18 protein-coding genes are annotated in these 22,758 nt (G+C 74.1%); 9 read left to right on the top strand and 9 right to left on the bottom strand.

Annotation, left to right across the window (positions count from 1 at the left end):
- Nucleotides 1-509: 509 nt before the first annotated feature.
- Both recQ and GEV43_RS13750 read right to left on the bottom strand, forming a co-directional pair.
- On the bottom strand, nt 510-2,387 hold the full coding sequence (gene recQ, locus GEV43_RS13745) for a DNA helicase RecQ (protein ID WP_160821034.1): 1,878 nt from the start codon (nt 2,385-2,387) through the stop codon (nt 510-512).
- Nucleotides 2,388-2,452: 65 nt separating this feature from the next.
- On the bottom strand, nt 2,453-3,121 hold the full coding sequence (locus GEV43_RS13750) for an HAD family phosphatase (protein WP_160821035.1): 669 nt from the start codon (nt 3,119-3,121) through the stop codon (nt 2,453-2,455).
- A gap of 191 nt (nt 3,122-3,312) precedes the next feature.
- Here GEV43_RS13750 and GEV43_RS13755 point away from each other — a divergent pair, with 191 nt between their 5' ends.
- On the top strand, nt 3,313-3,798 hold the full coding sequence (locus tag GEV43_RS13755) for a hypothetical protein (protein ID WP_175250047.1): 486 nt from the start codon (nt 3,313-3,315) through the stop codon (nt 3,796-3,798).
- Here GEV43_RS13755 and GEV43_RS13760 read toward each other — a convergent pair.
- Nucleotides 3,772-4,185, bottom strand: coding sequence for a DUF4440 domain-containing protein (locus GEV43_RS13760; RefSeq protein ID WP_160821036.1), 414 nt, complete (start codon nt 4,183-4,185; stop codon nt 3,772-3,774). The two genes, GEV43_RS13755 and GEV43_RS13760, sit on opposite strands and share 27 nt — an antisense overlap.
- Nucleotides 4,186-4,239: 54 nt before the next feature.
- Between GEV43_RS13760 and GEV43_RS13765 the strand changes: the two genes are divergently transcribed.
- Nucleotides 4,240-4,680: a helix-turn-helix domain-containing protein gene (locus GEV43_RS13765; RefSeq protein WP_309239619.1), complete on the top strand. Its 441-nt coding sequence runs from the start codon at nt 4,240-4,242 to the stop codon at nt 4,678-4,680.
- A 122-nt stretch (nt 4,681-4,802) separates the two neighbouring features.
- Entirely contained in the window at nt 4,803-5,180 is a 378-nt protein-coding gene (locus tag GEV43_RS13770) for a phage holin family protein (protein ID WP_160821037.1), read from the top strand.
- Nucleotides 5,181-5,246: 66 nt separating this feature from the next.
- Here the strand turns inward: GEV43_RS13770 and GEV43_RS13775 are convergent, their stop codons facing one another.
- The 6 genes from GEV43_RS13775 to GEV43_RS13800 all read right to left on the bottom strand — a co-directional run bounded on the left by GEV43_RS13775 (nt 5,247) and on the right by GEV43_RS13800 (nt 12,609).
- Nucleotides 5,247-6,887 (bottom strand): hypothetical protein, encoded by a 1,641-nt coding sequence (locus tag GEV43_RS13775; protein ID WP_160821038.1) that lies wholly within the window; start codon nt 6,885-6,887, stop codon nt 5,247-5,249.
- A 136-nt stretch (nt 6,888-7,023) separates the two neighbouring features.
- Nucleotides 7,024-8,163, bottom strand: coding sequence for a hypothetical protein (locus tag GEV43_RS13780; RefSeq protein ID WP_160821039.1), 1,140 nt, complete (start codon nt 8,161-8,163; stop codon nt 7,024-7,026).
- A gap of 113 nt (nt 8,164-8,276) precedes the next feature.
- Nucleotides 8,277-9,227, bottom strand: coding sequence for a cation diffusion facilitator family transporter (locus tag GEV43_RS13785; protein WP_309239620.1), 951 nt, complete (start codon nt 9,225-9,227; stop codon nt 8,277-8,279).
- Between the two features lie 537 nt (nt 9,228-9,764).
- Nucleotides 9,765-10,772 carry a hemolysin family protein gene (locus tag GEV43_RS13790; RefSeq protein WP_160821041.1) on the bottom strand — a complete coding sequence of 336 codons (1,008 nt, stop codon included), beginning with the start codon at nt 10,770-10,772 and terminating at the stop codon, nt 9,765-9,767.
- Entirely contained in the window at nt 10,769-10,930 is a 162-nt protein-coding gene (locus tag GEV43_RS13795) for a hypothetical protein (RefSeq protein WP_160821042.1), read from the bottom strand. The genes GEV43_RS13790 and GEV43_RS13795 overlap by 4 nt, the downstream gene beginning before the upstream one ends.
- Before the next feature lie 110 nt (nt 10,931-11,040).
- Entirely contained in the window at nt 11,041-12,609 is a 1,569-nt protein-coding gene (locus GEV43_RS13800; protein WP_160821043.1) for a CNNM domain-containing protein, read from the bottom strand.
- 405 nt (nt 12,610-13,014) lie between these two features.
- On the opposite strand from GEV43_RS13800, the gene GEV43_RS13805 reads away from it, so the two are divergent.
- From GEV43_RS13805 to GEV43_RS13830, 6 genes are all read left to right on the top strand, one after another.
- Nucleotides 13,015-14,259: a hypothetical protein gene (locus GEV43_RS13805; protein WP_164717189.1), complete on the top strand. Its 1,245-nt coding sequence runs from the start codon at nt 13,015-13,017 to the stop codon at nt 14,257-14,259.
- Nucleotides 14,256-16,787: a serine/threonine-protein kinase gene (locus GEV43_RS13810; RefSeq protein WP_206681468.1), complete on the top strand. Its 2,532-nt coding sequence runs from the start codon at nt 14,256-14,258 to the stop codon at nt 16,785-16,787. Before GEV43_RS13805 ends, GEV43_RS13810 begins: the two co-directional genes overlap by 4 nt.
- A gap of 386 nt (nt 16,788-17,173) precedes the next feature.
- A complete protein-coding gene (locus GEV43_RS13815; RefSeq protein WP_309239622.1) occupies nt 17,174-18,226 on the top strand; it encodes a protein phosphatase 2C domain-containing protein in 1,053 nt (350 codons plus the stop codon).
- The gene (locus tag GEV43_RS13820) at nt 18,223-19,602 is read left to right on the top strand and encodes a VWA domain-containing protein (protein ID WP_160821045.1); all 1,380 of its coding nucleotides are present in this window, start codon (nt 18,223-18,225) and stop codon (nt 19,600-19,602) included. Before GEV43_RS13815 ends, GEV43_RS13820 begins: the two co-directional genes overlap by 4 nt.
- Nucleotides 19,603-20,794: 1,192 nt before the next feature.
- Nucleotides 20,795-21,199, top strand: a complete 405-nt coding sequence (locus GEV43_RS54835; RefSeq protein ID WP_309239623.1) for an FHA domain-containing protein — start codon at nt 20,795-20,797, stop codon at nt 21,197-21,199.
- Nucleotides 21,196-22,755 (top strand): hypothetical protein, encoded by a 1,560-nt coding sequence (locus GEV43_RS13830; protein ID WP_241682890.1) that lies wholly within the window; start codon nt 21,196-21,198, stop codon nt 22,753-22,755. Before GEV43_RS54835 ends, GEV43_RS13830 begins: the two co-directional genes overlap by 4 nt.
- Nucleotides 22,756-22,758 lie beyond the last annotated feature (3 nt).

Consider the following 22,758-nt stretch of genomic DNA (forward strand, 5'->3'; position numbering starts at 1 on the left):
GCGCCCGGCACGCTCCGGGCGAAGGCAGACGGTGTACTGCGCGCGGACAGCGCACCCCGAGCGGAAGCGCACGGTGTGCTGCGCGCGGACGGCGCGCCCGGCACGCCCCGGACGGATCGCGCGCCCCGGCCGGACGGTGTGCTCGGCGCGCCCCCGGTGGACGGCGCGCCCGGCGCGCCTCGGACGGACGGCGCGCCCCGACCGGATGGTCTACTCGGCGACCGGACGGTGCGCGGCGTGCCCCGGCGGACGGTGCGCCCGGCGCGCCTCGGGCGAACGGTGTGCTGCGCGCGGACGGCGCGCCCGGCACGCCCCGGACGGACGGCGCGCCCCGACCGGATGGTGCACTCGGCTACCGGACGGTGCGCGGCACGCCCCGGGGCGGACAGCGCGCTCCGGGCGGACGGCACGTCCCCGGCGGACGGTGCGCCCGGCGCGCCCACAGGCGGATCGCGCGCCCCGGCCGGACGGTGCGCGGCGCGCCCCGGCGGGCCGGGGGGTGGGTCAGGTCATTCGGGGGAGTCGTTGAGGACTTCGAGGACGGACTCGCCGTACTTGGCGAGCTTGTTCTCGCCCACGCCGCTGATACGGCCCAGGGCTTGCAGGGACGTGGGGAGCGCGGTGGCGATCTCGCGCAGGGTCGCGTCGTGGAAGATGACGTACGCCGGGACGCCCTGCTCCTTCGCGGTGGCGGCGCGCCAGGCGCGGAGGCGTTCGAAGAGGGGCTGGGCCTCGGGCGGGAGGTCGACGGGGGCCTTGCGGTCCTTGGCGGCCTTGGCCGCCTTGGCGATGGCGCGTTCGGGCTCGCGGCGCATCATCACCTTGCGCTGGCCGCGCAGCACGTCGGCGCTCGCCTCCGTCTGGACGAGGACGCCGTACTCGCCGGTGACGGCCATGAGGCCCTGCGCGAGCATCTGCCGGATGACGCCGCGCCACTCGACGTCGCGGAGGTCGGTGCCGATGCCGAAGACGCTGAGCGAGTCGTGGTCGTGCTGGATGACCTTGGCGTTCTTCTTGCCGAGCAGGATGTCGACGACCTGTCCGGCGCCGAACTTCTGGTTGCGTTCGCGGTCGAGGCGGACGATCGTGGACAGGACCTTCTGCGCCGGCACGGTCGCGTCCCAGGTCTCGGGCGGCGCCAGGCAGGTGTCGCAGTTGCCGCAGGGCTCGGCGGTCTGGCCGAAGTAGTTGAGGAGCTGGACGCGGCGGCACTCGACGGTCTCGCAGAGGGCCAGCATCGCGTCGAGGTGCAGGCTCATGCGGCGCCGGTGGGCGAGGTCGCCCTCGCCGCTCTCGATCATCTTGCGGAGGTTGACGACGTCCTGGAGGCCGTACGCCAGCCAGGCGGTGGACGGCAGGCCGTCGCGGCCCGCGCGGCCGGTCTCCTGGTAGTAGCCCTCGACCGACTTGGGCAGGTCGAGGTGCGCGACGAAGCGGACGTCGGGTTTGTCGATGCCCATGCCGAACGCGATCGTCGCGACGATGACCAGGCCGTCCTCGCGCAGGAAGCGCGACTGGTTGGCGGCGCGGACGCTCGCGTCGAGGCCCGCGTGGTAGGGCAGCGCCTCGATGCCGTTGTCGCTGAGGAACGCGGCGTGCTTCTCGACGGAGTTGCGCGACAGGCAGTAGACGATGCCCGCGTCGCCCGCGTGCTCGGTGCGCAGCAGGTGCAGGAGCTGGCGCTTGGGGTCGGACTTGGGCTCGATGCGGTACTGGATGTTGGGCCGGTCGAAGCTCGCGACGAAGTGCCGGGCGGACTCCAGGTTGAGCCGGGACGCGATCTCGGCGCGGGTGGCCTCGGTGGCCGTCGCGGTGAGCGCGATGCGGGGCACGTCGGGCCAGCGCTCGTGCAGGCCCGAGAGCATCAGGTAGTCGGGACGGAAGTCGTGCCCCCACTGCGACACGCAGTGCGCCTCGTCGATCGCGAACAGGGCGATCGACCCCCGGTCGAGCAGGTCGATCGTGGCGGGGACGCGGAGCCGTTCGGGCGCGAGGTAGAGCAGGTCGATCTCGCCCGCGACGAACTCGGCCTCGACCACGCGGCGCTCGTCGAGGTCCTGGGTGGAGTTGAGGAAGCCCGCGCGGACGCCGAGGGCGCGCAGCGCGTCGACCTGGTCCTGCATCAGGGCGATCAGCGGGGAGATCACGACGCCGACGCCTTTGCGCACCAGCGAGGGGATCTGGTAGCACAGCGACTTGCCGCCGCCGGTCGGCATCAGCACCAGCGCGTCGCCGCCCGCGACGACGTGGTCGATGATCCCGGCCTGGCCCTCCCGGAACGCGTCGTAGCCGAAGACCCGCCGCAACGCGTCGAGGGCCCCGCTCGTCTCCGGGCCCGTGTCGAAGCCGGACTGGGGGGCCTCGGTGCCGCTCTCGGGGAAAGCCATCGCCCCATACTATGAGCCGCCGCGCCCCGTCTCCCGCCGAACTCCGACCTGTGGACAACTCGCGATCAAGGCCGCTGCTCGGGGAGGGCGTCGACCGTCTCGGGGGTGATCTCGGCGAGGTCCCCGGCCACGTACGAGGCGAGCGCGAGCGCGTCCGCCGCCGGAGGGTAGTTCGGGCGCGGGACGGCGATGACCCGCATCCCGGCGGCGTGCGCGGAACGCAGGCCGTTCGAGGAGTCCTCCACGGCCACGCACAGCGGCGCGGGCACGTCCATCTGGGCGGCGACCATCAGGTAGCCGTCCGGGGCGGGCTTCCCGGCGTCCACCTCCTCGGTCGACACCGTCGCGCGGAACAGCGACTCGACGCCCAACCGGCCGAGGACGAGGTCGATGAGCGCGCGCGGGGAGGAACTCGCCAGGCCGAGCGGCGCGTACTCCGCCATGCGCCGGACGGCTTCGACGGCCCCCGGCAGCAGCGGCACCTTCTGCGCGTACCGCTGGGTCATCAGGTCGATGACGCCGTAGGCGACCTCGTCGGCGGTCATCCCGCCGATCAGGTCGGTACCGAGGTAGTCCGCCCACTCGACGGTGCTCATGCCCATCAGCCGCCGCTGCGTGTCGGGCCGCCACTCGCCGCCGTGGTCGGCGACGTACGCGCGCCGGACCTCCTCCCACACCGGCTCGGAGTCGATCAGGACCCCGTCCAGGTCGAACACCACGGCCCGCGCGGGCATGGGCGCCTCCTTCGGCTGCGTCGGCCCCCGGCGCGCCCGGGGAGCCACGGTCGTGATCATTACCCAGCGCGTCCGCCGCGGAACCCCCCGCACAGTCGGTGACCGGGAGAAATCTGGCGATTCAGGCACCCTCCGGCGTTCGTCTGGCATGGTGGTGCCCCTCCGACCCCGTCTCCGGAGGAGGAACGCCCATGGTGTTCATCGGTCTCATCCTGGTCGCGGCGTCCATCGCCGTCGGCGCAGGCGTCGCCCTCGACAACGCGGGCCCCGCCGAACTGGTCGTCTTCGGGCAGGACGTTCCAGGCGTCCACGACGTGTGGCAGGTGTTCTTCGCGGGCGCCGCCGTAGCGGTGGTCTTCATGGTGGGCATGACGGCCACGTTCATGGGCTTCGGCCGCGTCATGCGCACGCGCCGCGACCTGCGCTACCTCCGCGAGGAGCACGAGGAGTCGCTGACCACCCTCGAAATGGAGAAGCGCCGGCTCCAGCAGGAGCTCGCGCGCGTCCGCCGCGACGCCGCCGCGCGGCCCGCCGCCCCGACCCCCGTCCCCGCGTCCCCCGGTGCGCCCGGCGGCGCGGGCGCTACGGTCACCGCGCCTGTGCCCGGCCCCGGAGGCGCTCGGCGCCGCCCGCACATTCCCGCCTCCACCTCATCCTTCTTCGACCGCGCCGACTGACGGTTCCGGCGGGGCAACGCCGAACGGGTTGTCCACGGCGTAGCGCCAGCGGCCGTCCTTTCCGCGCCGGGCGACATCGGTCGCGGTCCCCTCGATGTGAACGCGGCGGCCGTCGCCGTCCGTCCCGTCGATGACCCAGTCCACGATCAGCAACGCGACGTCCCCCGCCGCGTACACGTGTCGGGGGTGGACGGTGATCGGCAGCCCCAGCCCGACGAACCGAGCGTTCGCCGCGCGGGCCTCCGCTCCGGTGAGTGCCGTCCCCGGCTCCGGTACGAACACGGCCCCGTCCTCGTACCCCTCCGAAATCGCGTCCAGGTCGCCGCTGTTGAACCGTTCGGCGAACACGGCGGGCACATCCTCGGGGCGTTCCGCGAGTTCTCGCATATCGTCCTTTCCACAAGTGGAGGCTCAGGCACGGCCACGCTAGGAGGCGCCCCCGTGGCTCACCAAACGGTGCGTAACCCGTCCGCCCCGGCGGTGCAGGACGTCGCGGCGGTGCGGGACGTCGCGGCGGCGGCCGTTCCGGGTCTGCCGGACGACGCGCGCGCACGAGTCGCCGAGCCCACACCGTCCTGCCCGGTCGAAATCACACTCGCGGCGCTGCGTGGCCGCTGGACGACCCTGCTGCTGCGCGAGTTGCTGCGGCGCGATGGCGAAATCAGCTACAGCGAGCTGCGCGCCGTTCTTCCCGCGCTGTCGGACAAGGTGCTCACGGACCGGCTGGCCCAACTCGTCGAGGCCGGAGTGCTCGAACGGGTCCGCCTGCCCGGGTGGCCCGCGCGCACGCGTTACAGCCTCACCGAACACGGCCGCCGCCTAGGGCCCGTCCTCCAAGCCCTCTGGGACTGGGGTGCCGAAAACCCGCGGGAAGCACAATGACGGGCCGGAGCCGACGGATCGGGGATCGCGTCGCGAGTCGTACCCGAAGATGAGATCCGGGACCGTGAATATCGCCGCGTGGGGGGATGGGGTGGGACGGACCGGACAAGCATGATCGTGGTGTGCGGATTCTTCTCAAGATAGGCGTCACGGCGGTCGCCCTGTGGGTGGCCACCCTGCTGGTCCACGACATCACCGTCTCCGGCGACACCGCCGGGCGGCGCGCGCTGACCCTCGTCGGCGTCGCGATCATCTTCGGTGTCGTGAACGCCGTCATCAAGCCGATCGTGAAGACGCTCGGCTGCGCGTTCTACATCCTCACCCTGGGCCTCATCGGGCTCGTCGTGAACGCCCTGCTGCTCCTGCTCACCAGCGAGATCGCCGACAAGCTCGATTTGCCGTTCCACGTCGCCGGCTTCTGGCCCGCCTTCTGGGGCGCGATCGTCGTCGGCGTGGTGAGCTGGCTCCTCCACATCTTCATCCCGGGCGACGACGACTGATCCCGGCGTCACAGCGACGCGGGCCCGAGGTTCTCTACGACCTCGGGCCCGTTCGCTTGGCCGGCCTTAGTTTTCGGAACGACGCAGTAGGTCGGGGGCTTTTTCGGCGCAGCGTTCGAAGGGAGAAGGGCCCGTAGGCGTGTCGTAGCCCTCGTACGTGTGCGGGCGGGTGCCCGGCGTGCCCAGCAGCACCCAGCCGCGCGCCCGTACGGCCCCCACGAGCAGGTCCGCGTCGGGGATCTCCCCCGCGCCCGCGACGATCAGCACATCGAACTCCGGGGCGGGCGAGGACGCGCCGATGCCGACCGGCGTCCCGGCGACGAGATCCGCCGAACGGAGCAGGATCTCCCCCGTCTCGCTCGTCGCCTCGAATCCCGCCTCCGCGTCCAGGAACCCTGAAAGCTGCTCGATGCGGGCCATCGCCCGTTCCTGATGGGTGGAAAGCAGGTCGGGCTCGTTTATCGGGTCCGAACCGCAGATCTCCCGGACGTTCTCTCGTGAACGCGCCTCCGCCTCCTCCAGCGTGCCCAATTCCGCCGTACGCGCCGCGATCTCTTGCTCCGCGTCGTTCTGGAGGCGTTCGTGTGCGGCCTCGGCCTCCGCGATCCGGGCGACGACGTCCTCGGCGGCGGCGCGCGCCTGCTCGGCCAAGGTGAGCGCCTCGGCCCGCGCCGCACGCGCCGCCTCGAACCGTTGCTCCACCTCCTGCGCGGCCTGCCGCGCCCTGCGCGCCTCCATGCTCGCTCCTGTCGCGCGGTCCACGGCCTCCGCCGCCAGCCGGGCCTGCTCGCGGTGCACGGCTCCCGCGTCCTCCCGTTCCGACGCGAGCCGGACGAGTTCCTCACCCAGTCGCTGCTGCGCTTCGCGGGCGGCGTCCATCAACGGGCCGCCGCGGTCGATGAACGCGGCGATCTCCTGTCGGCGGCTCTCCGCCTGCTCAGCGGCGTTCTTGGCCTCCTGCGCGCGCGAAGCCGCCTGGTCCGCGTCCCGCGTACGGGCTTTGACCTCGGCGCGCAGGCTTTTCAGGTCCGTCGGCGGCGCGGCGACGTGCAAGCGTTGCCCTAGCGACATCTTCCGCCGGCGCGCAGCGAGCGCCGATTCGGCGGTGACCAGCCGGTAGTAGCTCGCGTGGCCCTCAGCGGCGGCGTCGGCGTCCGCGGCCAGCAGCCGTTCCGCCTCCTGCTGCGCCATCGGCAGGTCCTCGCGTGCGCGCGCGAGGTCGGCGGTCAGCGACTCCTCCTGCTGCCGCGCGGCGTTCAACTCGGCCTGCGAACGCGCCGCCCGCTCGTCCAACTCGGCGCACCGCGCGTAGGCCGCGTCGGCCGTACGGGTCAGCTCCCCCGCCTCGGCCGCCATCTCGTCCGCGATCGCCTGGAGCCGTTCGGCCTCCGCACGCGGACCGGCCACTTCCGCGTCGGCCTTCTCCAACTCGCCCGCCAGGCGTTCGCTCTCCGCCTCGGCCTCCGCCGCCGTCCGCTCGGCCTCCTCGACCGAACCCCGCAGTTCCTCGGCCGCCGCCGCCATCCCTTCCAGTTCGGCGTCCAGCTCCTCGCGCCGCCGGGCTTGCTCCTCGCGGTACGCCTCCAGCGCCGACGCGTCCCTGGGCCACTGCTCCAGCCACAGCAGCCCGCGCCGCAGCATCCGCGCCTCGTTCTGCCACGCCTCCCGCCACGACTCGCCGACCGGCCGTACGGTCGCTCCCCGCACCCACGTCTCCGGCGGCCGAAGGGGCTCAGGCAACGACTCCGGCACGGTCATCGACGCCGCCGACTGCTCCAGCTCCTCGACCTCGGCACGGGTGATCCCCCAAGCCCCGCGCCCGCGTTCTCCAGCCCCGGCTCCCCTACCTCTCCGGCATCCTCCACCGGAACCCCGAGAACGGGCGTCTCCTCAACGGGCGCTGAGCCGTCGGCGGCGATGCCCCCTCCACGCCGTCCGCAGAGTCTGGGAGAACAGGCACAGCGCGAGTCACCGCAGCGGGCGCTTCGTCCGAAGGCGTTACAGGCTCCGGCTGAACGGGCGTTCCCTCCGCGCGTGTGAGTCCCTCGGCCTCTTCGGCGGCGGTCGGCGGGACGTCCTCCATAGAAACGATCGGTTGCGCGCGGGTCGCCGATGCGGGCTCGGGCAGGGGGAGTTGAGGGATGGGCTCCGCTCTCGTGGCCTCTACGTCCGACGGCGGAATCGGCTCGGCGCGGGTGATTCCCGAGTCAGGGAGAGGAGTGCCGGAGACCGGTGTCACGGGAGGCGGCGTGGGTTCGGCCTGCGCTGGGCGTACGGGCTTGAACTCGACCGTGCCGTTGGCCCCGAACGTCTCTCGCGGCCCCTCAGGGGATTCGGCCGACGATTCCGCTGCATCCTCGGAGGGCGGGCCGGGAGCACGCCCGCCAGACTCCGTAACACCTGCGGAGGCGTCCTCGACAGGGTCCACGAGTGTGTCGTCCTGCCCCGCTTCGACGGGAAAGGCACCGTGGACGGGCGCGGCGACAGGTTCTTCAGACTCTTCAGGGGACGTTGCGGCGTAGGGGAGGGATTCCACCACCAACGTGAACGAGTCAGGGGCGGCCACGTCGCGGACGATCTCTTCGGCGCGTTCTCGGGTGGGGGCGAGGAGGAGGGCACGTTCGCCAGCGCTCAGGAGGCGTTCGACCACGCGGCGGACGGCTGCGGCCTCGGCCGCGTCCTCCGGGACCTCGATCAAGCGTACGCGAGTGCCTTTCTCGCCCACGAGGGATTCAGGGTCCACCAGGAGGCGGGCCAAATCCTCCCATTCGCCGGGCACGTCGCCGGAGAGGAAGGCCCGCAGAGCGGCCAACTGGGGCTCCCACCCGACGGGCGGGATGTCCTCGGGCGTTCCGCGCAGGCGTTCCTCGAACGCCTCGTACGCTGCGATGAGGGGCTCGTAGGCCGCCGAAGCCGCGTCACGCAGGGCCTCGCCGCTCTCGCCAGGCTTGCTGGTCTCTGCTGAGTGGTCCACCGACGCCATCCCGTTCGCGTTCGCTCCGGGGCGTTCTCTCCCCTTCTGCCCGGGACTAACGTCTCACATCGATCTCATGCGCGGACGATCTTGTCGGCGTTGTGGACGGCAGTTCGATTCTGTCAGCGGTGCGCGATAAGAACGGCGTGGTGGTCGACGCCCGGCGCGGGCTGGGGGTCGGGGTGGACGAGCGCCCCCGCCAGGCGGGGCAGGGCGTGCAGGAGATTGTGCTCGGCGTCCACGGCGATCCGGTGCGCGGCCACGACGGTGGTGGCCGGATCGACCACGATGTCGCATTCGGCGCGGAGGCGGTGGCCGATCCAGCGCAGCCGCACCTGCCCGACGGAGAGCACGCCCGGCGTGTCCGCGAGAGTGCTCTCCGCGCGATCGACGAGGGCGGGGTCCACGGCGTCCATGAGGCGGCGCCAGACCTCGCGTGCCGTCTGCCGCAGAACGAGGAGGATCGCGACGGTGATCAGAAGCCCGACGACCGGATCGGCCCAGGGGAGGCCCGCGGCGACCCCTGCGGCGCCCAGCAGCACGGCGAGGGACGCGAAACCGTCCGTACGGGCGTGGAGGCCGTCGGCGACGAGCGCCGCCGACCCGATGCGCCGCCCCACGCGCACGCGGTAGCGGGCCACGAGCTCGTTGCCGAGGAACCCGACGAACGCCGCGGCGGCGACGGCGGGCAGGTGCGCGACGGGTTCGGGATCGGCCAGCCGGTGCAACGCGGCGTACGCGGCGGCGACCGACGAGACGGCGATGGCGAGGACGATCACGACGCCCGCGAGGTCCTCGGCCCTGCCGTACCCGTAGGTGTAGCGGCGGGTGGGCGGTCGCCGACCCAGGACGAACGCCACGCCGAGCGGAACGGCGGTCAGCGCGTCGGCCGCGTTGTGGAGGGTGTCGCCGAGCAGCGCCACCGAGCCCGACAGCGCGTACACGACCGCCTGGATGATCGTGGTCGCGCCCAGCCCGGCGAGAGATATCCACAGGGCGCGAATGCCCTCGCCACTGCCCTCCAAGGCGTGGTCGACTTTGTCGGCCGCTTCGTGCGAGTGCGGACGGAGCACGTGCCCCAAGCGATGTCCCAAGCGGTGCCCCACCCGGGCCCGGCCACCATGCCGGTGTCCAAGACCGAACGCGCGCGAGAGGCGGTGCCCGATTCCGTGCATACCAGACACGATGCCCCAGAAAACGCATTGCAGCATCTCGATAACAGCGAGTCACCCGCACCCGCCAACCCTTCGCTAAAGCCCATCCCCCGCAGCCCGCCCCACCCCGCCCCGCCAGGCGCGGAGGGGACGGAGGACGCGGAGGCCCCCGACCCGGGCGCGACCGCGTTCCAGCGGAGCGCGAAGGGAGCGGGGGACTCGGAGGCGCCCGACCCGAGCGCGACGACGTTCCAGCGGGGCGCGCAAGGGGCGGGGAACGCGGAGCCCCCCGGCCCGAGCGTGACGACGTTCCAGCAGGGCGCGGAAGGGGCGAGGGACGCGGAGGCCCCCGACCCGAGCGCGACGACGTTCCAGCGGGGCGCGCAAGGGGCGGGTGCGCAGAGGCTCCCGACCCGGGCGGGACCGCGCTCCGGCAGGGCGCGGAGGAGTGCCGGGTCAGTGGGGGTTGGTCGCCAGGAGTTCAGCCAGCAGGTCGTCGAGGGTGACGATGCCGGAGAACTCGCCGTCCGCGTCGTTCACCACGGCGAGCTGGGCGCGGGCGCGGCGGAGGCGCGTGACCGCGTCCAGGACGGTCGTCGCGGCGGTCAGGACCGGCGCGGGATGGGCGAGGTCGGCGGCGCGCCGCTCGCCGTCCGGCTCGATGATCGCGGCGCGGACGTGCACGATGCCGGTCATCGTCCCGTCGTGGTCGCGGACCAGCAGGCGGCTGTGGCCGCTCGCGGTCGCGGTCCGGCGGATGCGCGCGGCGGTCTCGTCCGCGCCGATCGTCGACACCGAGGACGCCGGGACGACGAGGTGCCCGACCGTGACCTCGCGGGCGGCGATGGCGCGGCGCAGCAGCTCGTGGTCCTGGCGCTCGATCAGGCCGAGCCGCCGCGACTCGCCGACGAGATGGCTGAGCCGCCGCACGTCGGTGTGGCTCTCCAGCTCGTCGCGTGGCGTGACGCGGATCAGCCGCAGCAGCCCGTTGGTCATCGCGTTCAGCGCCGCGAGGACCGGCCGGGAGACCTTCGCGAACGCCCGGAACGGCAGCGCGAGGATCAGCGCCGACCGTTCGGGGTGCGCGATGGCCCACGACTTCGGCGCCATCTCCCCGACGACCATGTGCAAGAACGTCACGACGGCGAGCGCCACCGCGAGCGCGACGGCCTTCGAGCCCGCCTCGGGCACGCCGAGCGCGTGCAGCGGAGGTTCGAGGACGTGCTCGAACGCGGGCTCGGTGACGATCGCGAGGCCGAGCGAGCACATCGTGATCCCGAACTGCGCGCCCGCGAGCATCAGCGACAGCTCGCGCACCCCCGCGACGGCGGCGACGGCGGGCCGGCTACCGCGCGCGGCGGCACGTTCGAGCTGCGAACGGCTCGACGCGACCAGCGCGAACTCCGCCGCCACGAAGAACCCGTTACCGACGAGCAGGAGAACGGTGATGAGAAGCGAGGTCATCGGATCCACGACGCCGCCTCCTTCTCATCGGCCTTCTCAACGACCTTCTCAGCGACGTCCTCGGCCCTCTCGGAGCTTTTGGCCCTCACGGCCTGCTCAACGGCCTGCTCGTCGGGCACGGCCGCCGCCCGGCCGTTCTCCACGGCGTCCGGCTCCACGTCCGCTGACTCTCGGTCCGCTGGCTCCCGGTCCGCTGACTCCCGGCCCCCGCTCCGCACATTCCCGCCCGTGCTCGGCGAGCCCGGGTTCGTCCCGGGCGCGACACCGTTCACGCCCTGTGGGCGCTGCGCGGCATCAGCCGCGTGCGGGGGCCGTCTTGTGTGCGCGGCGATTGGCCGTTCGCGTCGATGGGGGCTTGTTCCGTGCTCGGGACGGTTGGGTCGTCGCTTCGCGTACTGCCGGTCGGGTCGTCCTGGGCTGGGCTTGGCATATCCGCGGCGGGGGCCTCGGTGGGCCCTGGGATGGCGCAGGGCGGGTCCGAGACGGGGGTTCGGGTCGGGGAGTGCGGGGATTCGGAGGACGGGAGGGCGCGGAGGCGGATCTTGTCCGCGACGCGGCGGGCGACGGTGACGACGTGCAGTTCGACCAGGCCATCCTGTCCGGAGTCGGGGTCGAGGGCGACGGTGATGACGTCGCCGGGGCACGGCAGGCGGCGCAGCTCGGCCATGGCGAGGCCGCCGAGCGTGTCGTACGCCTCGCCGGCGGGCAGCGCGAGGCCGGTCAGCCGGCCGATCTCGTCGATCCGCATCCCGGCGTCCACCAGCCACGACCCATCGGGGCCGGTGGTGGGGGCGGTCTCGTCGGCGTCGGTCTCGTCGGCGATCTCGCCGACGAGCTCCTCGGCGATGTCCTCGAACGTCAGGATGCCCGCGAGGCCGCCGTACTCGTCCACGACGCAGGCGAACTCCTCGCCGGTGTCGCGCATCTGCTCGATCACCCCGTACAGCGGCTGGCTGCCCGGCACGAGCAGCGCGGGCCGGGCGACGCGGCGGATCGGGGTGGACGGGTCGAGGGAGTCGTCCACGACCTCGCGGACGCCCGCGACGCCGATCACGTCGTCCACCTCCTGCCCGTACACCGGGTACGCGGTGTGGCCGGTCTCGCGGATCGCGCCGACCAGCTCCGACACCGGGGCGGCGCCGGGCAGCGTGCGCACCTGCGGGCGCGGCACCATGACCTCGTCGGCGGTGCGGTCGCCGAACGACAGGGCGCGTTCGAGCAGGCCGGACAGGTCGGCGGGCAGGTGGCCCGCGCTGTGCGACTTGCCGATGATGTCGCCGAGGTCCTCCAGGGTCGCGCCGCCGTGCAGCTCCTCGACGGGTTCGACGCCGACCGCCCGCAGCAGCCGCGTCGCGGCCCGGTCGAACAGCCTGATCAGCGGCCCGGCGACCGTGAGGTAGGCGAGGGTGGACGCGGCGAGGGCGCGGGCGAGCTGCTCCGCGCGGGCGAGCGCGAGGTTCTTCGGGAACAGCTCGCCGAGCAGCATCTGGATCAGCGTGGCGAGCACGAACCCGGCGGCGAGCGCGATCGCGCCGGTGGCGCCCTCGGGGACGCCGGTCACGTCGAGCAGCGGTTCGATCAGCTCGGCGAGGGCGGGCTTGGCGATGAAGCCGACCACCAGGGTGGTCATGGTGATCCCGAGCTGCGCGCCCGACAGCATGAACGACAGCCGGCCGATGACCTTGAGCGCCCGCCGGGCGGAGGCGTCGCCGCGGTCGGCCGCCTGCTGGAGGCCCGAACGGTCGGCGGCGACGAATGCGAATTCCTGGGCGACGAAGTAGCCCGTCGCGGCGGTCAGCAGGACCACCGCGAGAACGCCCAGCGCCGCGTTCAGCATGTGGCACCGGGTCTATGACTGGGGTCCGACACCGCGGACTCACAACTCCTCTCGTCTCGACGTCTCACCTGCGCAACGTCACCTCACACCAGGAGGTTCCCGGAGCACAAGCCCGACCCGCGTGATGATCGCCTCACCCTCCGCGGCGCGCGGCCCGGAACGCGCTGGCCGATGGCGGTCACGAACCCCCGGCGGGGCGGCCGTCCGGGGTAGTGATCCGGTATCGGGCCGGGGGCGCGGACGGCGCGCCGCGGGCCCGGTCACCGAGCGGGCACGGCGGGCGCCGCGGGGAGGCGGTGCCCGGTCGGTCCGCTTGTCTCCACAAGTGTCACCGATCACACTGAGGGAGCAGCGCAACCCCCATCGTGTATCGGGGATGTTCGGAACGGCGATCGCGGGGCTGACGTGACTGAGAGCGGGGCCGGGGCCGCCGCGCCCATGAGCCGGGAGGGCGTCGACCACGCCCTGCGCGGCCTGCGCGAGGACAAGGAGCGGATCGCCGCGTCCCTGCTCGACCTCGACGGCCACCACGGCAACCGGCTCCTGCAAGGCGCGCGGCTGACCGGCGAGACGTGGCGGCGCTGGGACAGGGCGCAGGCGCGGCTGGCGACGCTGTGGCGGCTGTTCGACGCCTACCAGCGCGTTCTGGACGAGGCGGGCGAGCTGCGCGACCGGCGCTCCCGTCCCGACGCGGCGACGCTCGCGGAGCTGACCCGGATGCTGACCGGCCCGGCCGTCGAGGTGCCCGGCGGGGAGATCCCGCTCGAACGGCGCACGCTGCTCGGCCCGCAGGAGAAGCGGGTCACGCTGGACGAGGCCGTCGCGACGATGTCGGCGGCGTACGAGTTCGTCGCGGGGGAGATCGCGGCGGCCGACGCGGCGTGGAACGCGCTGCTCGTCCCGCTGGAGGAGGCCGAGGAGAGCTGGCGCGACACCGCCCGGCTCGCGCAGTCCCTCGACGGCACGCGCCATCCCGAGCTCGACCGGCTCGGCCGGGAGCTGACGGCGCTCGGGCAGGTCGTCCGCACCGACCCGCTGTCGCTCGTCCGCGACGGGCGCGCCGACACCGCCCGGCTGGGCCGGCTCCGCGCCGCCCTGGACCGGCTCCGCGACGACCTCGCCGCGATGGTCGACCTGCGCGACGGCTACACCGAACGCGCCGAGCGGATCGCCGCCCGCCTCGCGGAGGTCGAGGAGGCCGAGCGGCGCGCGCGGGACGTCCGCGACGCCGCGCTCCTCAAGATCGAGTCGCCGGGGCTGCCCGAGACGCCGCCGAACGCCCCCGTCCTGCGCGAACGCCTCGCGGCGCTCGAGGCCCTGCGCGCGGACGGCCGCTGGGAGGAACTGGCCGAACGCGTCGCCGACCTCGACGACGCCGCGGCCGCCGCGCTGGAGCGCGCGAACCGCGACCTGCTGCTCGGCGCCGGGCTGCTCGACCGGCGCGGCGAGCTGCGCGGGCGCCTGGAGGCGTACCGGGCGAAGGCCGCCCGCCTCGGACTCGCCGAGGACGACGCCCTCACCGGCCTGTACGAGCGGGCGCGCGAGCTGCTGTGGACGGCCCCGTGCGACCTGCGCCGCTCGACCGCGGCCGTGGCGGAGTACCAGCGCGCGATCAAGGCGTGCGAGAGCGAGACGAGGACCCGGCGATGAGGCGATGCGCGCAGACGGGCTGCGGCGGCACCGTGGAGCCCGACGGTTTCTGCGACGTCTGCGGCATGGCCCCGCCCCCCGAGCCGCCGTCCCCACAGCCCGTCGCCTCCTCCCCCGCCGCCGCGTCCGCCCGGCCCGGCGCACCATCCGCCCCTCCGTCCAGACCGCCCGTCAGCCCAGGTCCCGGCCCAGGTCCCGCCCCCGGCGACGCGAGTGGACCGCAGTCGGGTGCCTCTTCTGTTCCGCGGCCTTCGGAGGGTTCGACGGGGGTGGGGGCCGCTGGTGGGGTCGGGTTCGCGCATACGACGCCGTCGGCGATTCCCGATTCTCCGGCGAACGCGGGCGGTGGCCGGAGCACCGGCGGGAGTTCCGGAAGCAAGGGGTCGGGGAGCAGGGGATCGGGCGCTGTCTTCGGGCGTTCGACCTCGCGGGGGCGATGGGGGACGGGGTCCAGCGGGTCGGTGCGGCGCGGGATGCTCGGGGCCGGGCTCGTGGAGGTGCCGCCCGTCCCGTACCGCGATCCGGCGTCGGCGGTCATGGAACGGCCCGAGGTACCGGAGCGCCGGCGGTTCTGTAGCCGGTGCGGGGAGCCGGTCGGGCGCGGGCGGGACGGCGCGCCGGGGCGGACGGAGGGGTTCTGCCGGTCCTGCGGGCAGCCGTTCTCGTTCACCCCGAAGCTGCGCCAGGGCGAGCTGGTCGGCGGGCAGTACGAGGTGCTCGGGTGCCTCGCGCACGGCGGCCTCGGCTGGATCTACCTGGCCCGCGACCACAACCTGTCGCACCGGTGGGTGGTGCTGAAGGGCCTGCTCGACACCGGCGACGCCGACTCGCTCGCCGCCGCGACGGCCGAGCGGGCGTTCCTCGCCGAGGTCGAGCACCCCAACATCGTCAAGATCTTCAACTTCGTGCGGCACGGCGGCTCCGGCTACATCGTGATGGAGTACGTCGGCGGCCGGTCGCTGAAGGACATCCTGCTGGACCACCGCAAGCAGGAGGGCGAGAACGCCGCGCTGCCCCTCGGCCAGGTGATCGCGTACGGGCTGGAGGTGCTGCGGGCGTTCGGCTACCTGCACGCGCAGGGCCTGCTGTACTGCGACTTCAAGCCCGACAACGCGATCCAGTCCGAGGAGCAGCTCAAGCTGATCGACCTCGGCGGGGTCCGGCGGGCGTTCGACGTCGACTCCCCGATCTTCGGGACGCACGGCTACCAGGCGCCGGAGATCGCCGAGCAGGGGCCGTCGATCACCTCCGACCTCTACACGGTGGGCCGCGCGCTCGCCGTGCTGAGCTTCCCGTTCCGCGGCTACACCAGGCGGCACCTGCGGAGCCTGCCGCCGAAGAGCGAGGTGCCGCTGCTCGCGCGGCACGAGTCGTACCACCGGCTGCTGCGCCGCGCCACGCACCCCGATCCGGCGCAGCGGTTCCAGAGCGCCGCCGAGATGGCCGAGCAGCTCACCGGCGTCCTGCGGGAGGTGCTGTCGGCGGACGACGAGGTGCCCCGCCCCGCGCCGTCCGCGCTGTTCGGGCCGGAGCGGAACGCGGCGGGCACCGAGATCATCGACGTCGGCGAGACGGGGTCCGCGGGGGCGCGGGCGAACGGCGCGGCCGTGCCCGTCCTCGCGCCGCTGGACGCCGTCGCCGCGGCCGCCGCGCTGCCCGTACCGCTGGTGTACGGGTCCGATCCGGCCGCCGCGTTCCTCGGCGGCCTGAACGCCCGCGACCCCCGCGACCTCGCCGCCGCGCTGAGCGGCGCGCCGATGGCCTCGCCGGAGGTGCGGCTCGCGCTCGTCCGGGTCCGGATCGAGCTCGGCGAGCTGGAGGAGGCGGGGTGGCTCCTCGACGAGATCGGCGCCGACCGGCCGGACGACTGGCGCGTCGACTGGTACCGGGGCCTGCGCACCCTCGCCGAGCGCCGGGCCGCCGACGCCGCCAGGATCTTCGACGGGCTTTACGACCTGATGCCGGGCGAGACGGCCCCGAAGCTCGCGCTCGCGTTCTGCCACGAGCGCCGGGGCGCGCCCGCCGAGGCCGTCCGCTTCTACGAGACGGTCTGGCGCACCGATCCGACCCATGTGAGCGCCGCGTTCGGCCTGGCCCGCGCGCACCTCGCGGCCGGCGACCGGGCGGCGGCCGAACGGGTCCTGGACGAGGTGCCGCGCATCTCCAGCCATTACCTCGCCGCGCAGCTCGCGGCCGTCGCCGCCACCGTCCGGGGACGCGGCCCCGGCGAACTGGACGCCGACGCGCTCGTCGGCGCGGGCCGCCGCCTGGAGTCGCTGCCCCTCGACAGCGAACGTTTCGCCGCGTTCGCCGCCGAGGTGCTGGAGGCCGCGCTCGCCTGGCTGCGGACGCGTCCCGCGTCGGCCGACCGCGACGGAAAGCTGTTCGGCACCCCGATGCGCGAACCGCTCCTGCGCAGACGCCTGGAAAGTACGTACCGGCTGCTCGCCAAGCACGCCGACGGCGCGGGACACCGGCACGCGATGGTCCGGCGCGCCAACGCCGCCCGCCCGAGAACGCTGTTCTGACCATGGACGACACCTCCACGCCCCCCGGCCGCGACCCCTCGGGCAGCTGGCACCCCACCCCCGCCCCACCCGACAACACCCCACCCGAACCCGACACGTCCACGCCTGGCGGTGACACGTCCACGCCTGGCGGCGACACGGCCGCACCTGGCAGTGACACTTCCGCGCCTGGCGACGCCACGTCCACGCCTGGCGGTGGGGCGTCCACAGCCGGAGGGGACGCGTCTGCGCGCGGCGGCGGGGTGTGTAAGGCGTGTGGGGAACGGGTCGGCGGGCGCGACCGGTTCTGTGAGGCGTGCGGGGCGCCGCGGAGTGGCCAGGCGCCGGCCGCGCCCGCCGCACTCGTCGCGACCGGGGACGGGGACGGGGACGGGGCGGGCGGGGCGGTGACGTGCGCTGACTGCGGCGGCCACGCGATCAGCGCGGACGGGTACTGCGACCAGTGCGGGCTGCGACAGCCGAACGGCCGCGAGCACGTTGAGATCGAGCTGGCCGCGCCGGGCGGGGCCGTTCCGGCGCCGATCCGCGCGGCGGGGGTGACCGACCGGGGGCTGCGCCGCAGCCGCAACGAGGACGCGTTCGCCGTCGCGACGCTCTCCGACCAGGTGTGCGCGGTGGTGTGCGACGGGGTCGCGTCCGCGCCGGGTTCGGAGGAGGCGTCGAGGATCGCGGCGGAGACCGGCGCCGCCGTGCTGGCCCGGCGGCTCGCCGCCGGCGCGGACCCGCCGACCGCGACACGGGCCGCCGCCGCGCGGGCCGGCGAGGACGTCGCGCGCCTCTCCGAGGCCCCGCACACCTCGCCCGCCTGCACGTACGTGTCGGCCGTCGTCGGGAACGGCGCGGTCACCGTCGGCTGGATCGGCGACAGCCGCGCCTACTGGCTGCCGAACGCCGCGCCCGCGCCCGCGCTGCTCACCCGCGACGACTCCTGGGCCGTACGGATGGTGGCGCGCGGCGCGATGAGCGCGGAGGCGGCGTGGGCCGACCCGCGCGCGCACCTGCTGACAGCCTGGCTCGGCGCCGACGCGGGAACGATCGACCCGCACGTGACGACGTTCGAGCCGTCCTGCCCCGGCCTGGTGCTGGTGTGCAGCGACGGGCTCTGGAACGACCTGCCCGACCCGTCCGACCTCGCCGCCGTCGCGCTGGACGGCCCCGACCCGCTCGCCGATCCACTGGCCGCCGCCGGACGGCTGCTGCGCGCCGCGCTCGGCGCGGGAGGGCACGACAACGTCACGGCGGCGCTCATCCCGTACCCGCCGCCCCCCGCCGAAGGCGCCGTCGAACACGCCGCACGACCCACCGCCGCACCCGGCGTCCGAACCGGCGGCCGGAGCAGCGCTGCCCGGCCCGCCGCCCCGCACGACGGCGCCCCGACCGAGGCCCCCGCGCCCGCGCGGGTGGACGAGTCCGCACCGAAGGGGGAGCCCCGTCCATGAGCGACGTTCCCGCGTTCGCGATCAAGATCGACCACAACCCGTTCCTGCCCGCGGGCGGCCGGGAGATGCACGCCGTGGTGACCGTCGAGGCGGAGGGCGAGGCGCGGCCCGCGAACGCCTCGCCGAAGTCCGCGGGGGCCGACGCGGCGGAGATCATCATCGTCGACACGTCCGGCTCGATGTCGTACTCCGGGAAGATGGCCGCGGCCAAGCGCGCCGCGAAGGCCGCCGTCAACGTGGTGCGCGACGGCGCGTACTTCGCCGTCATCGCGGGCGCCAACGCGCCCCGCATGGTGTACCCCCACACCGAACGGCTCGTCCAGGCGTCCGAGCGCACCCGTTCCGGCGCGGCGAGCGCGATCGCGCGGCTGGACGCGGCGGGCGGGACCGCGATCGGGACGTGGCTGCGGCTCGCGCACTCGCTGTTCGGCGCGCATCCGCGGGCGATCCGGCACGCGATCCTGCTGACCGACGGCAAGAACCAGCACGAGTCCGCCGACGAGCTGGACGCGGCGCTCAACGCCTGCGCGGGCGGCTTCGTGCTCGACGCCCGCGGCGTCGGCACCGACTGGGAGGTGGCGGAGCTGCGCAAGATCTCCTCGGCGCTGCTCGGCGGCTTCCTGGACGTACCCGACCCGAAGGACCTGGAGGCCGACTTCCGCGCGATGGCCGAGGCGGCGATGGGCAAGGAGGTCGCGGACGTGCTGCTGCGCGTCTGGACCCCGCAGAACGCCGAGCTGCGGTTCGTCAAGCAGATGCTCCCGACCGTCGAGGACCTGACCCCGCGGCGCGTCGAGTCGGGCAGGCAGACCGGCGACTACCCGATCGGCGCGTGGGGGCGCGAGGACCGCGAGTACCACGTGTGCGTGGACGTCCCGCCCGGCGACGTCGGCCGCCAGATGCGCGCCGCGTGGCTGAAGCTCGTCGTGCCCGATCCGGACGGCGCGGGCGAACGGGTCCTCGCGTCCGGCAACGTGATCGCCGAGTGGACCGACGACGAGGCCAAGTCCACCCGGATCAACGCCCGCGTCGCGCACCACACCGGGCAGTCCGAACTCGCCGACGCCATCCAGGAGGGCCTGGAGGCGCGCCGCGAGGGCGACGAGGACACCGCGACCGCCCGCCTGGGCCGGGCCGTCGTCCTGGCCCGGCGGGTCGGGAACGAGCAGATCTCCGGGCTGCTCGACCGCGTCGTGGACGTCGTGGACGCCGAGTCCGGCACCGTCCGCCTGAAGCAGGGGGTGTCCAAGGCCGACGAGATGTCACTCGACACCCGTTCGGTACGAACCGTCCGTACCCACAAGGGCGGGGCCACTCCCGCCCCCGAAGCCGGTCCCGCCGACGAGGCCGGTCCCGACCGCGGGGCGGGGAGCTGAGGCCATGCCCGTCTGCCCAAGCGGCCACGCCTCCACCACCGACGACTACTGCGACGTGTGCGGCGACCTGATGGAAGGCGCCCCGCGCGCCGAATTCACCCCCGACGAACCGGCCGGAGCCGGAACTGGAGCTGGGACCGGGGCTAGGGCTGGAGCTGGGATCGGGGGTAGAGCTGGGACGGAGACCGGGGCTGATGCCGGGGCCGGTGCCGGGGCCGGTGCCGGGGCCGGGGCGGCCGGGGCCGGGCCGCGTAGGCGGAGCGGCGCGGGCCGCGGCAAAGCCGGAAAGCGCGCGCGCAAGGCGGGCAAGGGCTCCGGCGGAAGCGGCGGCGACGCAGGCGGTTCCGGGCGTTCCGGCGGCTCGGGCGCCGGTGGCTCGTCGGGAAGCGCGACACCCTGCCCATCCTGCGGAACGCCTCGTTCCGGACGATTCTGCGAAGTCGACGGGTACGACTTCGAGACCGGAACACCCCACACCGTCCAGCTCCCCACCAGCCACTACACCCCACCGCCCCCAACCCCGGCCCCGCCACCACGCGGACCGTCCACCCCAGCCCCCGCAGGCCCGGCCACACCGGTCACACCACCCCCACCAGCCACACCCTCCGCACCGTCCACACCGTCAGCGCCAGTCCCGCCGGACACACCTTCCGCATCGTCAGCGCCAGCCACGCCAGGCACGCCGGCCGCACCGGGCACGCCAGGCACGCCAGGCACGCAGGGCACGCCGCCACGCGAGCCGCCCACCCCCGCGTCCGCGTCCGCAAGTTCGGCCACCCCGGGTAGCCCGGGCACGCCACCCCCTGAGACGTCCGCGCCCGTCCCCGCATCCGGGTCCACGTCCACAGGGTCGGACGCAACACACACACCGGCCATGCCAGCCACGGCCGGCACGCCGGGCACGCCAGCCACGCCGCCACGCGAGCCGTCCGCGCCCACCCCCGCCTCCGCGGGCTCGGAGCCACCGGTTGCGCCGGTCACGCCGGCCACACCAGTCACGCCAGGCACGCCATCCCGCGAGCCGTCCGCGCCGGCCTCCGCGTCCGAGTCGGCCTCCGCGTCCGCGTCTGCGTCCGCGTCTGCGTCCGCGGCCGGGGGCTCGGAGGTACCGGTCACGCCCGTCACTCCCGTACGTCTGGTCACCTCTGCCGGGCCGGGTACGCGAGAGATCGCGGGGAGTGGGTGGACGGCGGTGATCACGGCTGACCGGGGGTACTACGACTCGGTGGTCGCGCTCGGCGGGCCGGACGCGGCGGGGCTCGCGTTCCCGCCGTACTGCCCGGAGCGGCGGGTGGTGCTGTTCGGCCACCAGGTACGGATCGGGCGGCGCAGCGTCTCGCGGGCGATCCTGCCCGAGATCGATCTCGCCGTTCCGCCGGAGGACCCGGGCGTATCGCACCTGCACGCCGTCCTGCTCGCGCAGCCGGACGGGACGTGGGTCGTGATCGACCCCGGCTCGACCAACGGCACGACGGTGAACGGCGGCACCGAGCCCCTCCGGGTCAACGTTCCGTTCCCGGTGGGCGACGGCGACCGGATCCACGTCGGAGCCTGGACCACGATCACGCTGTCCGCGCAGGGAGAGGCCCGCTCATGACGACGACGCCCGCGCGCCCGGCCAAAACCTCCACAACCTCCGGAACGTCCGGGGGCGGCGCCGCTCGTACCGCCGCGCCGTCCGGACGCGCCTCCGGGCCGTCCCGGGCCGCGCCGCCCGAGCGGCGCAGGTCCGGTCTGGTGACGTTCGTCCGGGGGCGGTGGCTGGGCACGATCCCCGGTCGGATCAGGACGTACGTGGCGCTCGCTCTCGTCGCCGCCGGCGCGCTGGCCGCGGTGCTCGGCATCGCGATCGGCGACGCGCGCGACTCGGTCCGCACGATCGGGCGCGACGCGGGACCGCAGGTCGTCGCGACCGGATCGCTGTACTTCGCGCTCAGCGACATGGACGCGCAGGTCGCGAACATCCTGCTGATCGGCCGCGAGCACGGCCTCGGCATCGGGTACGACGAGTCGCAGCGCGTCTACCGGCAGCGGCGGGACGAGGCGGGCGCGGCGGCCGTGCAGGCGGCGCAGCTCGCGGGCCGCGACCCGCACCTGCGCCAGCGGGTCCAGGCCGTCCTGACCGGGCTCGGCCGGTACGAGCAGCTCGCCGGCGAGGCGATGCTGCTGGACCGGCAGGCGGACCACGCGGCGGGGGAGCCGCCCCGGCAGGTCGTCGAGACCTACCGGCAGGCGACCGACCTGATGAAGCTCGAACTCCTGCCGCAGGCGTACAACCTCACGCTCGACAGCGGCGCGTCCGTCCGGCAGACGTACGAGACGAAGCGGTCGGCCGTGCTCGACGGCCGGACGTGGGTCGCGGTGACCGGCGTGCTCCTGCTCGCCGTCCTGCTCGCGGCGCAGCTCTACCTCGCGCGCGGCTTCCGGCGGCTGGTCAACCCGGGGCTGGCGCTCGCGACCGTCGCGACGGCCGCGCTGGTCGTGGCGGGTCTCGGGGAGCTGTCCGCGCAGGCCGACCACATCAGGAAGGCCAAGCTGAACGGCTTCGACTCCGTCCTCACACTGTCGCGGGCGCGCGCGATCAGCCACAGCGCGTTCGCCGACGAGAGCCGCTACCTGCTCGACCCCGACAAGGCCGACACCTACGAGCAGACCTACTTCGACAAGCTGCTGTCGGTGCTCTACACGTCCCTGGACGGCAAGCCGGTGAACCTCGACAACTACTACACGGCGTTCGACCGGACGGTCGGGGCGTACCTGTCGGGACGGTCCGGGACCTCGTTCCTCGGCTTCTTCGGGGACGAACGGCGCACGGCCCGGCCCGGCAGCGAGGAGGCGTCGCTGAAGCGCACCCTCCGGGCGTACGGGGCCGTGATCGACAACGACCAGAGCGTCCGGCGGCTCGCGGCGGGCGGCGACCGCGCCGGGGCGATCGCGCTGCGGATGGACCGCGGGAAGGCGATCCACGACTTCGACGCCTACGACGCGGCGCTGCGCTCGCTCACCGCGACGCACCAGGCCGCGTTCGACGGCGCGATCAAGGCGGCGGACGACGGGCTGGACGGCTGGACGGTCCTGCCGCCCGCCGCCGCCGTCGTCATCGCCGCGCTGACCATCGCGGGCGTCCGCCCCCGCCTGGCCGAGTTCCGCTGACCG

The sequence above is a fragment of the Actinomadura sp. J1-007 genome, from assembly GCF_009793335.1.
GTDB classification, from domain to species: Bacteria; Actinomycetota; Actinomycetes; order Streptosporangiales; family Streptosporangiaceae; genus Spirillospora; species Spirillospora yumaensis.